Origin of the sequence: Bacillus cereus group sp. MYBK14-1 (genome assembly GCF_051916885.1) — a bacterium.
In the GTDB taxonomy this organism is placed as follows: Bacteria; Bacillota; Bacilli; order Bacillales; family Bacillaceae_G; genus Bacillus_A; species Bacillus_A cereus.
Genome location: NZ_JBQAHM010000004.1, coordinates 154,688 through 168,019, shown reverse-complemented (window position 1 = coordinate 168,019; position 13,332 = coordinate 154,688). Strand labels below are relative to the sequence as shown.

Genomic DNA, 13,332 nt, shown 5'->3' with positions numbered 1-13,332 from the left:
GCTGAAAGGGTGTGATTCCGATATTTATAGCTAAAAGAGAAAACGGAGAAAAAATTCATTTACTCTATAATTGTAATGAAGAGCTTTTGCGCCGTATGCGCCAACAGGAACGATTCTTTTGTGTAGCTTGCGGAAAGGAAGTGCAAATGAAATTAGGGAAACAAAAAAGTTGGCATTTTGCTCATAAAAAAGTGGATTCATGTCTTGCCTTTTATGAAGCGGAATCAAAGTATCATATGCATGGCAAAGAATTGTTATATAGATGGTTCAAACGTCAAAACTTTCAGGTGGATATAGAGTACTACCTCCCAGAAATTAAGCAGCGACCAGATGTTTTTGTAGAGAGGGCGGGTAGAAAAATTGCAATTGAATACCAATGTGCAAACCTCGCTATAGAGCAGCTGTACAAAAGAACATATTCGTATTGGCAAGCTGGTATACAGGTCATTTGGATCGTTGGTGGAAATCAATTGAAAAAGCAATCTGCATATTGGATGAAATTTTCCTCACTTATGGCTTTCTCCTTACAATCTTATCCTCAGCCACTTCTTATTTTCTTCTGTCCGAAACAAAAATCATTTATGAAATGTGCATTTGTCACTCCCTTTTCTACAAATGTTTTTTTCTCACATACTATATATTTACCAACTGATGCGACTACTTTTGAAATGCTTTTTTCTCCTGTTCCTTTCGGGAAAGAAAGATTGGGTGAAGAGTGGAAGAAGAGAAAGAAAAACTTTCGCCAAAATGCCTTACCGATTTGGAATTATAATTATAAGTCATTATTACGCCTCTTATATCAATTTAAATGTACCCCAGCGAGCTTTCCTTCTGAAATTGGTGTTCCACTCCCTTCTGGATTTGCTTTTCAAACAAACCCATTTATATGGCAAGCTTTTCTATATATGAAGTGTATAGGAGAGCTTGCAGTGGGAGAGTGTATTTCTCTTCAATACGTGTGTAGTTATGTAAAAAGGTATACGAAAAGGCGGATACTTCCGTACTTTTCGCAGCACATATGGAAAATGGCAGTTACTGAATATATGACATTTTTATGCTATATAGGTGTTTTACGTAAAGTGGGAACTTATACGTACCGAAAAATAAGGGATGCCGTGATGTTAAAAACAGAGGAGGAAATTATGAAACATGATGAGATTTGCTTAATACATGCGCTATCTTTATTTGAGGCAAATTTTAACATGAGAGGAGGAAAAGCGGATATAATAAAGAATGATTGTGAAGGAATTACATAAGAAAAAACGAATTGTACTTAAGTAGAGATATTTAAAGGAGGGCTTAAAGAATGTCTGAACAAAACAAAGCGAAAGCATTACCAGATCGCAACGAGATTGAAGAAGCAAGTACGTGGCGATTAGAAGATATTTTCCAAACGGATGCAGAATGGGAAAAAGAATTCCAAGCTATTAAAGAGCTATTACCGAAGTTAACTGAATTTAAAGGGAAACTTGGTGACTCTGCGGACAATTTACTTGAGGCATTGCAATATGAAGATGAAATATCAATGCGATTAGGTAAGTTATATACATATGCTCATATGCGTTACGATCAAGATACAACAAACTCTGTATATCAAGCATTAAATGATCGTGCAACAAATTTATATTCACAAGTATCTAGTAGCACAGCGTATATTGTGCCTGAAATTTTATCGATTTCAGAAGGTACATTGCAAACATTCTTGAAGGAAAATAGAGATTTAAGTGTATATGAACATGCATTAGAAGAAATTACACGTCAACGCCCGCACGTATTATCAGAAGCTGAGGAAGCTTTATTAGCGGAAGCATCTGAAGTAATGAGTTCATCAAGCAATACATTCGGTATGTTGAATAACGCGGATTTAAAATTCCCATCTATTAAAGGGGAAGACGGAGAAGAAATAGAAATTACACATGGCCGTTACATTCAGTTTTTAGAAAGTGATGATCCTCGTGTTCGCAAAGATGCATTTAAAGCTGTATATGAAACGTACGGAAAATTTAAAAACACATTCGCAAGTACGTTAAGCGGAGCAGTAAAACGTAATAATTTCAATGCGCGTGTTCGTAAATATGATTCTGCTCGCCAAGCTGCACTGAGCAATAATAATATTCCAGAAGCAGTATACGATCAACTCGTTGAAACAGTAAATGACAACTTACATTTATTACACCGTTACATCGATATTCGTAAGCGTGCACTAGGACTTGATGAGCTTCATATGTATGATTTATATACACCACTTGTACCAGAAGTGAAAATGAATGTGAAATACGAAGAAGCGCAAGACCTTTTATTAAAATCTTTAAACGTACTTGGTGATGAATATGTTGATATTTTGAAAGAGGCATATGAAAATCGCTGGGTAGATGTGTATGAGAATAAAGGAAAACGAAGCGGGGCATATTCATCTGGTGCATATGGAACAAATCCGTATATTTTAATGAACTGGCATGATAATGTAAATAATTTATTTACACTTGCTCATGAGTTTGGTCATTCGGTGCATAGTTACTATACAAGAAAAACACAACCGCACGTATATGGTGATTATTCCATCTTCGTAGCAGAAGTGGCATCTACTTGTAATGAAGCACTTCTAAATGATTATTTATTAAAAACGACAGAAGATAAGAAAGAGCGTCTATATTTATTAAATCATTATTTAGAAGGGTTCCGTGGTACTGTATTCCGTCAAACGATGTTTGCAGAGTTTGAACATATTATTCATAAGAAAGTACAAGAAGGACATGCTGTTACGCCAGACATGTTAACGGAAATTTACTATGATTTAAATAAGAAATATTTCGGTGACGCTTTAGTAATCGACGAAGAGATTGGTTTAGAATGGTCTCGTATCCCACACTTCTACTACAACTATTACGTATATCAATACGCAACAGGATTTAGTGCAGCGACAGCTCTATCTAAACAGATTTTAGAAGAAGGACAACCAGCAGTAGAACGTTATATTAACGAGTTCTTAAAAGCAGGAAGCTCTGATTATCCAATTGAAGTGCTGAAAAAAGCAGGAGTAGATATGGCATCTCCTGAACCAGTAAAAGAGGCACTACAAGTATTTGAAGAGAAATTAAATGAATTAGAAGCATTATTATTTGAAGAAAAGTAATGAAAAAAGACGAGGGATTGTATCCTCGTCTTTTTGTTGAATAGATTCAATGTCGATATTTGTCGGAGAGAAAGGTGAATTTCTTTGTTTTTCTAACTGAAAGGATAGTTTTACGACTGATTTTTAAAATTAAAACCCTTTGAATCGTTTTTTATAATTGAAATAAGAGAGAGTGATAACGATGATTCCGAATAAAAGAGGTAAGGCAATAATTTTAGGAAAAGCTTGTAGTAGAGAGAGGATGTACAAGAAAAAAGAAACGATGACAGCTAGAAAGAGAAGAGCAATATAAGATTTTTTCATAAATAAACCCCCTAAATGACCTTTTTTATAGCTTATTCAAAAATGAAAACGTTTAGAATGTGACAAAAGTGTGAAATTCGACAAAAGGGGTTGTCATCTGACGTCGAATCTTGTAATATAATAAGCGTGAACGAATTCACATACAAACATATACCCCTTTGTTTGAACGTGAAAATTTCTCCCATCCCCTTTAATATTTTTATAAGCCGTAAAGAAGAAGACCTGGTGTTTACACCAGGTCTTTTTCTTTTGCTATCCATTTCCAATAACGTTCGCATTTTACTTCTATCATTTGTACTTTTCGTTTCAGTTGTAATTTTTTTAGTTCGCGTTCAATTTCTTGTTGCGGACAATCATAAATAAATGCTACTTCTTTTGAAGATATAAATTGTGTTGCTTCTAGTAACACTTCTAAAGGTGGTAATGGTTCTGGCTCAATTTCACATTTTACAAGTTCTTTCAATAATTGTACGTATACATCGTAGGAATAATTTCCAGCGATTTTAATACCTTCTTCATCTGAGTTCGCATGAAAAAAGACGAGGGAAGGTATTTCTGTAATATGCATTTCATTCGTGAATTTCAAGTCACATTGGAAAGCTTTTTTTGCACTAGCAGAATGTAGATCTTTTTTAAATTCTTCTACATCAATATTGCTATCTTTCGCACATGCAAGTAATAGTTCGCAGTCAGGGTTTGATACATTTTCAAGGAAAATGTATTCTTGGAGTTTTCGCAAAAACTTCGAACCTGCTTTTCGGCCTTGCAACTCCGCTGCCTTAATTGCCATCGAAACTAAATATGGTGTTGACGATGCTTCTTGCATATGTACCTTTCCATCACATGAAAAACCTTGTAAACTGGTTGTCTTTTCCCACACAAATCGAATATTAGCAGGTTTATTCCATTTGTGTGAGGAAGCGTTCGTTCCATCCACTTTTCCTGTTACGATATGACGAATAGAGAAGTATTTCCCGTATTCAAGCCATAGTTTAATAATAAAAGGCTCAATTTCCCAGCAATCTTTACAAAGTGGATCAATAAATAAATATGCTTCTACAGACTTATGCTCGCATGCGGAAGGAGATGGCATATTTATATGCTTTGCTTCCTGCTTATCCATTACACTTCACCTGTTTCGTTTGGAGTATTAACCATATGCTGAGCGGTTAATGCTAAACGTTCAAAAACAAACTCTCTTATATGACCATGAACTCCAGTATCATCCATTGCTTGCTCCATACATGATAGCCAAGCTTCTGCTCGTTTTGGAGTAATCTCAAACGGAAGATGGCGTGCCCTTAACATAGGATGACCATGTTCTTCAGTGTACAAATTAGGACCACCTAAATATTGTGTTAAAAATTGCTTCTGCTTCCTAGCGGTTTCTGTTAAATCTTCCGGGAAGATGGGAGATAAGTCAGGGTGTTTACTGACATAGGAATAAAATGTATCTACTAATATTGCAATGCATTGTTCACCGCCAATTCCTTCAAATGGTGTCATCGGTTGCTTGCTCATCCTTTATAAACTCCTTTTTCCATGAAATGTATATCTATTGTAGCAATGGAATGTTCGAGAGGGCAAATAAACAGCTTTCTCAAAGATTCTTTGCTTATTCTACGGGTGTAAACTTTTTTAGTGAGATGTATCCACTAGTGAAACATATTCACTAGTGGAATTTTCACTTTAGCGTGCTTTTTTTTGTTTGGCAAGGAAAAAGCGTTTTACTTTGTTATTTGTATGGCGAACAGGTATGTTATGTTGCGTTAATAAATGAATAAATGCAGCTTTTCCTGTTTCTTCATCTTGCACTTCAAATTCAATTTCATAATCATCGTGATTGTAATAGAAACTATGATCAAAGACAAGCGTTCCGCCTTTAAATAATGTTTCTGCTCTTTCTGTTGTTAAACTACCCATATATGTTAAAGCAGAAACAGGAATTTGTAATTTGTGTAATTGATCTACTACTGCTCCTTGAATGATTGTGTTTGTTTCCATCATCATTTTTGCTTCGTCTTCTGTTACGACTTGATGCGTTTCTAATAAACCGATTTCTGCAGGTTGTTTCAACGTTAACGTATAAGTTTCTCCTTTATGACGAATACGAAGTGCAGAGCCAGCTTCTTTTAACGAGAAGTCAGGTGTTTCAAAGTAGTGATTCACTTGTTTTGTAAATGCTTCAATAGAAAACGATTTACATAATGTATCGAATTCTTCTTTTGTAACGATATTTTTGAATTCAATTTCAATTTCTTGTGTCATTGTATAATCTCCTTTTGAAAAATAATTCTTTACACATTATCGCTTTTTCATAAATTTGGTTCAATGTTTTATTTGTTTGCGTCCATGTTATGATACAATAATACTGTTAAGTAAGACAGGAAGTTGAGATGGAGGAGTTAGAGCATGCAAAATAAAATCCAAGTTAAGAGCGTAGAAAAGAGAGAGAATGCTCTTATTTTTTGTGCGGAAAATAGTGAAATAGAGGTAAAGGAGTTAAGTGCGCGTAATCACGTACTTGTAGACTCAGACAATTTATCATTTTTATATATCTTAGAAAATGAATCATCTTTCATTTATGTAAGTATTCCGCACACATGCTGGGAAGCAATGCATGAAGCGATGAATAACGATGTGGTTATGTTCGTTCGCGTGAATGACATTGAAATGGAATTAGAAGGATTAAAAGAAGAAGTAGAATATTTAGTTGAAAATATTGAAGGTAATGCAAATTACGGAGAAGAATTAGTAACTGCTGTAGAAAAAGTATTTCTATAAGCAAATGGATTGATTTTGGTGGTGGTTGAAATGAATCGAAATTGGGAAGAATTTTTAGCACCTTACCACCAAGCGGTGGCAGAGCTAAAAGTGAAACTAAAAGGAATGCGTACTCAATTTGCAATGTTAACAGAGCATTCTCCAATTGAGTTTGTAACAGGAAGGGTAAAGTCGGTTGCAAGTATTATTGATAAAGCGGAGAAGAGAAATGTACCGCTAGACCGATTGAGAGAAGATATGCAGGATATTGCTGGGCTTAGAATGATGTGTCAATTTGTTGATGAGATTAAGCCTGTTGTAGAATATCTTCGAAAACGAAATGACTTTGAAATCGTGGAAGAACGTGATTATGTCACGCAAAAGAAAGATAGCGGTTATCGTTCTTATCATGTTGTCATTAGTTATCCTGTTCAAACGATTCAAGGTGAACAAAAAGTATTGGTAGAAATCCAAATACGCACGCTAGCAATGAACTTTTGGGCAACAATTGAGCATTCTTTAAATTATAAATATAGTGGACGTTTTCCTGAAGATATTAAAATACGATTGCAACGTGCAGCTGAAGCGGCGTTTTTATTAGATGAAGAAATGTCTTCTATTCGTCTTGAAATTCAAGAAGCGCAAAAGGCTTTTTCAAGAAAGCAAGAAACGAAAGATTCCGAATCATAAACTAAAGGGTGTTGGGCGATGAAATTTACAATTATGTCAAAGGGAGATCAATCATCAGATACACTGGCAAGCACGATGAAAGAGTACTTGCTAGATTTTGGATTTATAATGGATGAAAAGGAACCCGATATTGTAATTTCTGTTGGGGGAGATGGAACGCTTTTATATGCGTTTCATCGTTATTATAATCGATTGGATGAAACAGCATTTGTTGGTGTACATACAGGACATCTAGGTTTCTATGCAGATTGGTTACCAACAGAAGTAGAGAAATTAGTAATTGCGATTGCGAAAACACCATTCCAAGTGGTGGAATATCCGCTTTTAGAAGTTATTATTCGCTATGTGAATGGAAGTAAAGAGTCACAGTATTTAGCGATGAATGAGGCGACTGTAAAAAGTGCAGAAGGTACATTAGTAACAGAAGTAGAAATACGCGGAGAATATTTTGAAACATTCCGCGGAGATGGCCTTTGTATCTCTACTCCTTCAGGAAGTACCGCGTATAATAAAGCGCTTGGCGGAGCAATTATTCACCCATCTATTGAAGCGATTCAAATTGCAGAAATGGCGTCCATTAACAATCGTGTATTTCGTACTGTAGGATCGCCACTCGTATTGCCGAAGCATCATACATGTGTGTTAAAGCCAGCTGCAGGAATGAACTTACAAATTACAGTGGATCATTTAACGATGGTTCATCAAGATGTGAAATCAATCCAGTATCGCGTCGCAAACGAGAAAGTACGATTTGTTCGTTTCCGCCCATTCCCGTTCTGGAAACGAGTTCGTGACTCGTTTGTTGCAGATAAATAGAAAGGGTTATATATTTGAACAGATTTACATTGAAATGGGATATAGGGCCGGCTGAAGAGGGAACTTTAGTTAGGGAATTTTTGAAAACGAAAGGTATTTCTAAAGCCGCTTTAACGGATATAAAGTTTCATGGCGGAGCAATTGAAGTAAATGGTCAACATGCGAGTGTTCGTCATCAGTTGCGTGCTGGTGAAGAATTACGTGTCTTTTTTCCAGTGGAGGAAAGAAGTGAAGGGATGATGGCAGAAGATATTCCTTTATGCATTATATATGAAGATGACGCGGTTCTTATCATTAATAAAGAGGCGAATATGTCAACGATTCCGTCTAGAGAACATCCGGCAGGAAGTGTTGCCAATGCGCTGTTATCTCATTATGATAAGCAGCATCTTGCAAGTACAGTGCACATCGTAACACGTTTAGATCGTGATACTTCGGGGCTTATGCTTATTGCAAAAAATCGTTTCGTGCATCATCTTTTATCGAAGCAGCATCAACAAAAAGCTGTGAAACGAACGTATGAAGCAATTGTTCACGGAAAGATTGTAGAACGAGAAGGAATGATTGATGCACCAATTGGTCGAAAATCTGATAGCATTATTGAGCGAATGGTTTGTGAGGATGGACAAAGGGCAGTTACTCATTTTAAAGTAATTGATAGTACATATCATAAGACACATGTAGCGCTTGAGCTTGAGACAGGAAGAACGCATCAAATTCGTGTGCATATGGCTCATATAGGACATCCATTACTTGGTGATAGCTTATATGGAGGGAGAAGGGATGAAATGAAACGGCAAGCACTTCATAGTAAATCTTTGACGTTTTATCATCCTATTTTAGAGAAAGAGATGTCTTTCACTATAAAGCTTCCAAGCGATATGCAAGAAGTGTTGCGGCATACTTAAAAAGGGAACAAAATTCTTATATTATAAAGAATTTTGTTCCCTTTTTTCTTAGCGGAATAATATTAAAATTTGGTTTTCACCCGTACGCTTTATAACGAAAAATCCATTTTCGGCTTTTGTAGCAATGCCATTGTCATTTGGAAGACAAAATCCATGTGCTTCGCAAGTGCCGTCATCACGTACTAACATTTGTCCAATTAATCCGACAGGAAGCCACTCGGCGCGATCTTTTCTGGCTACATATTTGCGAGTTGGATCCCATTCTGTATTTAAAAGAGGTTGTATTTCTTCGGTTTCCGTCCATACATATTGGCGTTTTCCAAAGTTATCTGTTTTATAACGTTTTTCCCAACTTAAAGCCCCGCTATTTCCTATAAGGGCAGGGGTTGCACTAGATATTCCTAAAATGAACGAGTCGTGTGAAGTAGCTATCCGAATTTTTTCTTCGCTACTAAATGTAACGAAATAACCGACATCAATAGGTTTATGATCTTCGGTTTCAAACATTTGTGCAAAATCCGTTCCACTTGCATTGTAAGACGCACCCTCAATGTACATTTCTCCATTATGGGCAAGCCATTTAGCCCCGATATTATGGTCGGTGTCGCTTACACCATTTGCAATAAACCAAGAATAAGCTTCTTCTGCAGTGCCGAAGCGCCCCATAATATGGCTACCTGCAAAATGAGCTGTTGATGTATGATGACCTTCCGCATGAGAAGAGGATCCGTTAGCGATAGTTGCGGTTCCTTCTGCGTGTGCTGCTTCGCCTAAAGCAATCGTCTGTTTACCCTCTGCATGAGAATAAGCTCCGCCTGCTGTCGTTTCACTTCCCTCACTATGCGAACTATGTCCAGTTGCTTTTGAGTTTGATCCCTCTGCATGAGAGAAAGAACCTTTTGCGTGTGTTAATAAGCCTTCCGCATGTGCTGCCATGCCCTCCGCATGAGAGTGAAGCCCTTCCGCATATGCATATCGGCCGCCCCTTTTAACTTTTGTATTTTCAGGTGTAGGTGTCTCAATTATGAGTGGTTTTTCAGTTTGTATATCATTCGATGAAGCCAATGCCTCTTTTATTTTTTTTACTTTGTTTATAATAGCAGCTGGAATTTCTGGTTCCACTTTTTTATTTATTGCTACAGAAATATTTTCTTCCGTCTTTTCTTCTGTTTGATTAGAATGTATTACCTGTTCATCTTGATTTGAGAGCTGTTTATTTTTTTGTTGCATCTTTATTTTTCTGCGATCGATTATGCGGCTCATCACAGCATTTTCTAAAGAGACATATGTTGGTTTTACTTTGCTTTTTTTTGATGACTCTTGTTCTTCCAGTTCTTCTATCGCTGCAGCCCGAATACTACACCAGTTGTTAATTCCGTACATGGGCAGATATAAAGGGGGAAATTTTCTTTTTTGTTTAGAAGATTTTTTCTTCATTCTGTCACCTCCTGCGACATTATATGTAGTGTAATTAAAAAAAGATGCACTTTATTGCATCTTTTTTTAATTACTTTACCTAGTTTTATATGAGATCTGCCTAAATAATACGGTAATCTTTCGCTAAGTAAGGTAGTTATGAAATTGGACGGAATTTCTCAGCGACAAAAGGTAAAGAAGAAGGAACAGAGATAGTCTCCATTTCAGGATAACGTAATCCGGTTAATTTGCCACCAAATACAGCACCAGTATCAATATTGACTGTCTGATTGACGAATCGAGGTTCTGCTACTGGTGTATGTCCATATACAATCCAAGCTTGCCCCTTGTACTCTTGCGCCCAATCGCGACGGACAGGTGAGCCATCGGCATGCTTTTCTCCTGTAATATCGCCATATAATACAAAGGTTTGTACTTTTTTATCTCGTCTTCCTATGTAATCTTGCCGAATCCCAGCGTGACATACGATTACTCTTTTTTCATCTAGTATGTGGTAGAGCGGTGATTGTTCATAAAGAGTGATAAACTTTTCTTTTATAATGTTTTGCTTATGAGAAGGGAGTGCCTCATATTCAGCAACAGTTGTTTCAAGTCCGTGAGCGACTGTTACATTACGCCCAAGGAAAAATCGATATAGTTTATTACAGTGATTTCCAGGAGCGTAATAAGCTTCTTTTTTATGTATGACAAGTTCCCATACAATTTCAATCATACGTAATGAATGAGGACCACGGTCTGTAATATCGCCAACGAATGCAAGTTTACGTTGGTCAGGGTGAACCGGTAGACCGCTACTCCAGTTATATCCTAGCTTCTCTGTTAAATTTTGAAACTCTTGGAAGCATCCATGAATATCTCCTATAATGTCATATTTCATATTTAAACCTCCATCGTATTTTTCATTAGTATATCTAAAAAAAGGATAGAGATAAAAATATAGCGTTTTTGTGTTGTTCATTTAAACATAAAGATTTTCGTTCTTGAGCGAACATTTAAAATGAATCCAATCGCAATCATGTATGTAAGCAGTGAACTTCCTCCGTAACTCATAAGAGGTAATGTTATCCCTGTAATGGGAAGTAATCCGATTGTCATCCCGATATTTTGGAATACTTGGAAAGTAAACATTCCGATTGTACCAGCGCAAATGTAACTACCGAAAGGGTCATTACTTTCTAAAGCAATATGAATCATTCGAAAAATGAGTAAGAAAAAAAGAGAAATAATGACACTTGCGCCTAGAAAGCCAAATTGTTCAGCGACATTAGTGAAAATAAAATCTGTATGTGGTTCTGGAAAATATACTTGTCCATTTTCCCACCCTTTTCCTTGCATTTCTCCGGATCCAGTCGCTAAGAATGCTTGTCTTAATTGATAGCCTTGTGCATCATATTTGTAAGGTGCTAACCATCCGTAGAAGCGATTTAATTGATACTCTTTTAAAATGTGTGCTTTAAAGAAATCTGTGTGAGTAAAAAAAATATATATTAATGTAGATCCAGCAACGAAAGTACCTGAAACTAATCCAAAAATAAAACGCCATCGTATGCCAGAAACTAGTATCATTGCTGCAAGCATCGCTGAAATGACCATTGTGTTTCCTAAATCTGGTTCTTTTGCAATAAGTAGTAGTGGTGGCAAGCTTGTCGCAAATATTTTTCCAAGTAGTAAAAAATCGTCATGTATCGTTTGGGAAAAATATTTCTCATTATGATTTGCTATAATTCGTCCAATGACGATAATTAAAAACAATTTCATAATTTCAGAAGGCTGAAAATTTCCGATGCCTGGGAGCCTGTACCAAGCGGTAGCGCCTTTAATTGTAACGGCACCTGGTACTTGAAGTTCTAGTCCAATAAGTAGTACCATTGCAAAGCTGTACAAATACCAAGCAATTTTTTGATAACGATCGAAGTCGATAATCATAATAACACCAATGGCTATAAATCCAATGAAATACCATTGGATTTGCTTTAGTACAAAATTGACGTTTTGTAAAAATGGCGGTAAAGAGGCTTGCGCACTTGCAATAGCACAACAACTAACAATCCCAATGGCAAATAAAATAAATAGTAATACGTAGTCTATTTGATATTGAGAATTTGGATCTTTCAATGTAGGTATTCCTTTCTACTGCTCTTTATAGTAATGGATTTTATCCCGCATTAATGGGCAGTAAGACCCCCACCTCAAAATTCAGCGAAAGCGAAGAAGTTAGGTGGGGGATCAACTGCCCGTAAAAGCCCGATTGGTGAGAGCTGATTAAAGTTTCACTTTATAGTATGAGAAAGAATGTATGAACTATACGAATGATTCACATATAGTCCATACACTTTTAATTTTGCAGAGTAGTTTAATTGTTTAGCTCTTTAATAATTATATCCAAACAATGAGAGAGACGTACATGTGCGTCAGGAAAAATATCTAGTTGATGAAGATAGTATTTTAAGGAACTTTTACACCATTGGTAAGCACTAAGTAGAGCTGCTCTATAGTCCGTAGTATTTTGTAAAAAGCCATATTCTTTTGCTGTTATAACAAGGTGTGTGAAATCTTCACAACCTTGAAGGAGCTTATTGTGTATTTGTTGTCCAGCATGGTAGCGAAATTGACTTAAAGGCTCAGAAATGTATATTGCATTTCCTTTAGAAAGTAAAGAAATCCATGAGGCCATATCAACACTACAAGAATATTGTCGCTCTTTAAGGGTGCCAAAAGGTTCAGTGAGCAATTCCTTTCGGAACAAAGTAGTTGTAGGCTCACCGATAATGTTGTGTCCGCCCTTTAACATCCAATTACCTAAAAATATCCCGTTTAATGGGGTGTCTTCACTATATAACCTTTGTGTTGGATGGGAATCACCTATTAGATTTCCATGATCATCAATGCGTACTCGATAAGAAGTAACAAGAGCAAGATTTTTATTGGGATCTTGCTCAAAATAGGTCATCATTTTTTGTATTTTATGCTTATAAAACACGTCATCGTCCATTAAAAAATTTATATACTCACCATTTGATTTTTCTATGAGCATAAGGTCATTGTGAAATTGTCCTAGAGTAGGGGTATTTCGAATGTATGTTATATTTTTATAATTTGGTAAGTATTGTTCGCGTATTAAAGTTGCTGTTTCATCATTTGTACTATCATCTCCGATGATGATTTCAATATTTGAATAAGTTTGTGCCAATGCACTTTCTAGAGCAATTTTGAAATAATGAGGCCGATTATAAGTAGGAATAAGGATGGAAACGAGAGGTGGATTTTTTTCATTCATCATAC

Annotated in this window: 14 protein-coding genes; 6 read left to right on the top strand and 8 right to left on the bottom strand. The window is 36.3% G+C overall.

The features are described 5' to 3' along the window. The first annotated feature begins 11 nt into the window (after positions 1 to 11). Complete coding sequence (locus tag ACTFR3_RS13770; RefSeq protein WP_086401878.1) at positions 12 to 1,256, top strand: competence protein CoiA; 1,245 nt, start codon at positions 12 to 14, stop codon at positions 1,254 to 1,256. A gap of 50 nt (positions 1,257 to 1,306) precedes the next feature. Continuing rightward, positions 1,307 to 3,133 (top strand): oligoendopeptidase F, encoded by a 1,827-nt coding sequence (gene pepF, locus ACTFR3_RS13765; RefSeq protein WP_017656431.1) that lies wholly within the window; start codon positions 1,307 to 1,309, stop codon positions 3,131 to 3,133. Between the two features lie 129 nt (positions 3,134 to 3,262). Here pepF and ACTFR3_RS13760 read toward each other — a convergent pair whose 3' ends face one another. From ACTFR3_RS13760 to ACTFR3_RS13745, 4 genes are all read right to left on the bottom strand, one after another. Further along, positions 3,263 to 3,436: a hypothetical protein gene (locus ACTFR3_RS13760; protein ID WP_000750355.1), complete on the bottom strand. Its 174-nt coding sequence runs from the start codon at positions 3,434 to 3,436 to the stop codon at positions 3,263 to 3,265. 229 nt (positions 3,437 to 3,665) lie between these two features. Next, entirely contained in the window at positions 3,666 to 4,559 is an 894-nt protein-coding gene (locus ACTFR3_RS13755) for a ClpXP adapter SpxH family protein (protein ID WP_000360645.1), read from the bottom strand. Continuing rightward, entirely contained in the window at positions 4,559 to 4,957 is a 399-nt protein-coding gene (locus tag ACTFR3_RS13750) for a globin domain-containing protein (RefSeq protein ID WP_000043390.1), read from the bottom strand. Before ACTFR3_RS13750 ends, ACTFR3_RS13755 begins: the two co-directional genes overlap by 1 nt. 168 nt (positions 4,958 to 5,125) lie before the next feature. Further along, a complete protein-coding gene (locus tag ACTFR3_RS13745; protein WP_000191121.1) occupies positions 5,126 to 5,704 on the bottom strand; it encodes a CYTH domain-containing protein in 579 nt (192 codons plus the stop codon). Positions 5,705 to 5,848: 144 nt separating this feature from the next. On the opposite strand from ACTFR3_RS13745, the gene ACTFR3_RS13740 reads away from it, so the two are divergent. The 4 genes from ACTFR3_RS13740 to ACTFR3_RS13725 are packed head-to-tail and all read left to right on the top strand — an operon-like array spanning position 5,849 to position 8,613. Next, entirely contained in the window at positions 5,849 to 6,220 is a 372-nt protein-coding gene (locus ACTFR3_RS13740; protein WP_001180003.1) for a hypothetical protein, read from the top strand. A gap of 30 nt (positions 6,221 to 6,250) precedes the next feature. Then, the gene (locus ACTFR3_RS13735; RefSeq protein ID WP_001081482.1) at positions 6,251 to 6,889 is read left to right on the top strand and encodes a GTP pyrophosphokinase; all 639 of its coding nucleotides are present in this window, start codon (positions 6,251 to 6,253) and stop codon (positions 6,887 to 6,889) included. An 18-nt stretch (positions 6,890 to 6,907) separates the two neighbouring features. Further along, the gene (locus ACTFR3_RS13730) at positions 6,908 to 7,705 is read left to right on the top strand and encodes an NAD kinase (RefSeq protein ID WP_000673190.1); all 798 of its coding nucleotides are present in this window, start codon (positions 6,908 to 6,910) and stop codon (positions 7,703 to 7,705) included. Positions 7,706 to 7,719: 14 nt separating this feature from the next. Beyond that, complete coding sequence (locus tag ACTFR3_RS13725; RefSeq protein WP_001079134.1) at positions 7,720 to 8,613, top strand: RluA family pseudouridine synthase; 894 nt, start codon at positions 7,720 to 7,722, stop codon at positions 8,611 to 8,613. Between the two features lie 48 nt (positions 8,614 to 8,661). Here ACTFR3_RS13725 and ACTFR3_RS13720 read toward each other — a convergent pair whose 3' ends face one another. The 4 genes from ACTFR3_RS13720 to ACTFR3_RS13705 form a co-directional block, all read right to left on the bottom strand. Continuing rightward, positions 8,662 to 10,050 (bottom strand): peptidase G2 autoproteolytic cleavage domain-containing protein, encoded by a 1,389-nt coding sequence (locus ACTFR3_RS13720; protein ID WP_000730517.1) that lies wholly within the window; start codon positions 10,048 to 10,050, stop codon positions 8,662 to 8,664. A 136-nt stretch (positions 10,051 to 10,186) separates the two neighbouring features. After that, positions 10,187 to 10,927: a bis(5'-nucleosyl)-tetraphosphatase PrpE gene (prpE, locus tag ACTFR3_RS13715; RefSeq protein ID WP_000872698.1), complete on the bottom strand. Its 741-nt coding sequence runs from the start codon at positions 10,925 to 10,927 to the stop codon at positions 10,187 to 10,189. A gap of 77 nt (positions 10,928 to 11,004) precedes the next feature. Next, entirely contained in the window at positions 11,005 to 12,165 is a 1,161-nt protein-coding gene (locus ACTFR3_RS13710) for an FtsW/RodA/SpoVE family cell cycle protein (RefSeq protein ID WP_000654702.1), read from the bottom strand. 238 nt (positions 12,166 to 12,403) lie between these two features. Next, the gene (locus tag ACTFR3_RS13705; protein WP_000980807.1) at positions 12,404 to 13,330 is read right to left on the bottom strand and encodes a glycosyltransferase family 2 protein; all 927 of its coding nucleotides are present in this window, start codon (positions 13,328 to 13,330) and stop codon (positions 12,404 to 12,406) included. Positions 13,331 to 13,332 lie beyond the last annotated feature (2 nt).

What these genes read in the sequence shown, in the direction of transcription:
- pepF (WP_017656431.1), top strand. Translation starts at nt 1,307, where the DNA reads ATGTCTGAACAAAACAAAGCGAAAGCATTACCAGATCGCAACGAGATT.
- ACTFR3_RS13760 (WP_000750355.1), bottom strand. Translation starts at nt 3,436, where the DNA reads ATGAAAAAATCTTATATTGCTCTTCTCTTTCTAGCTGTCATCGTTTCT.
- ACTFR3_RS13755 (WP_000360645.1), bottom strand. Translation starts at nt 4,559, where the DNA reads ATGGATAAGCAGGAAGCAAAGCATATAAATATGCCATCTCCTTCCGCA.
- ACTFR3_RS13750 (WP_000043390.1), bottom strand. Translation starts at nt 4,957, where the DNA reads ATGAGCAAGCAACCGATGACACCATTTGAAGGAATTGGCGGTGAACAA.
- ACTFR3_RS13745 (WP_000191121.1), bottom strand. Translation starts at nt 5,704, where the DNA reads ATGACACAAGAAATTGAAATTGAATTCAAAAATATCGTTACAAAAGAA.
- ACTFR3_RS13740 (WP_001180003.1), top strand. Translation starts at nt 5,849, where the DNA reads ATGCAAAATAAAATCCAAGTTAAGAGCGTAGAAAAGAGAGAGAATGCT.
- ACTFR3_RS13735 (WP_001081482.1), top strand. Translation starts at nt 6,251, where the DNA reads ATGAATCGAAATTGGGAAGAATTTTTAGCACCTTACCACCAAGCGGTG.
- ACTFR3_RS13730 (WP_000673190.1), top strand. Translation starts at nt 6,908, where the DNA reads ATGAAATTTACAATTATGTCAAAGGGAGATCAATCATCAGATACACTG.
- ACTFR3_RS13720 (WP_000730517.1), bottom strand. Translation starts at nt 10,050, where the DNA reads ATGAAGAAAAAATCTTCTAAACAAAAAAGAAAATTTCCCCCTTTATAT.
- prpE (WP_000872698.1), bottom strand. Translation starts at nt 10,927, where the DNA reads ATGAAATATGACATTATAGGAGATATTCATGGATGCTTCCAAGAGTTT.
- ACTFR3_RS13705 (WP_000980807.1), bottom strand. Translation starts at nt 13,330, where the DNA reads ATGATGAATGAAAAAAATCCACCTCTCGTTTCCATCCTTATTCCTACT.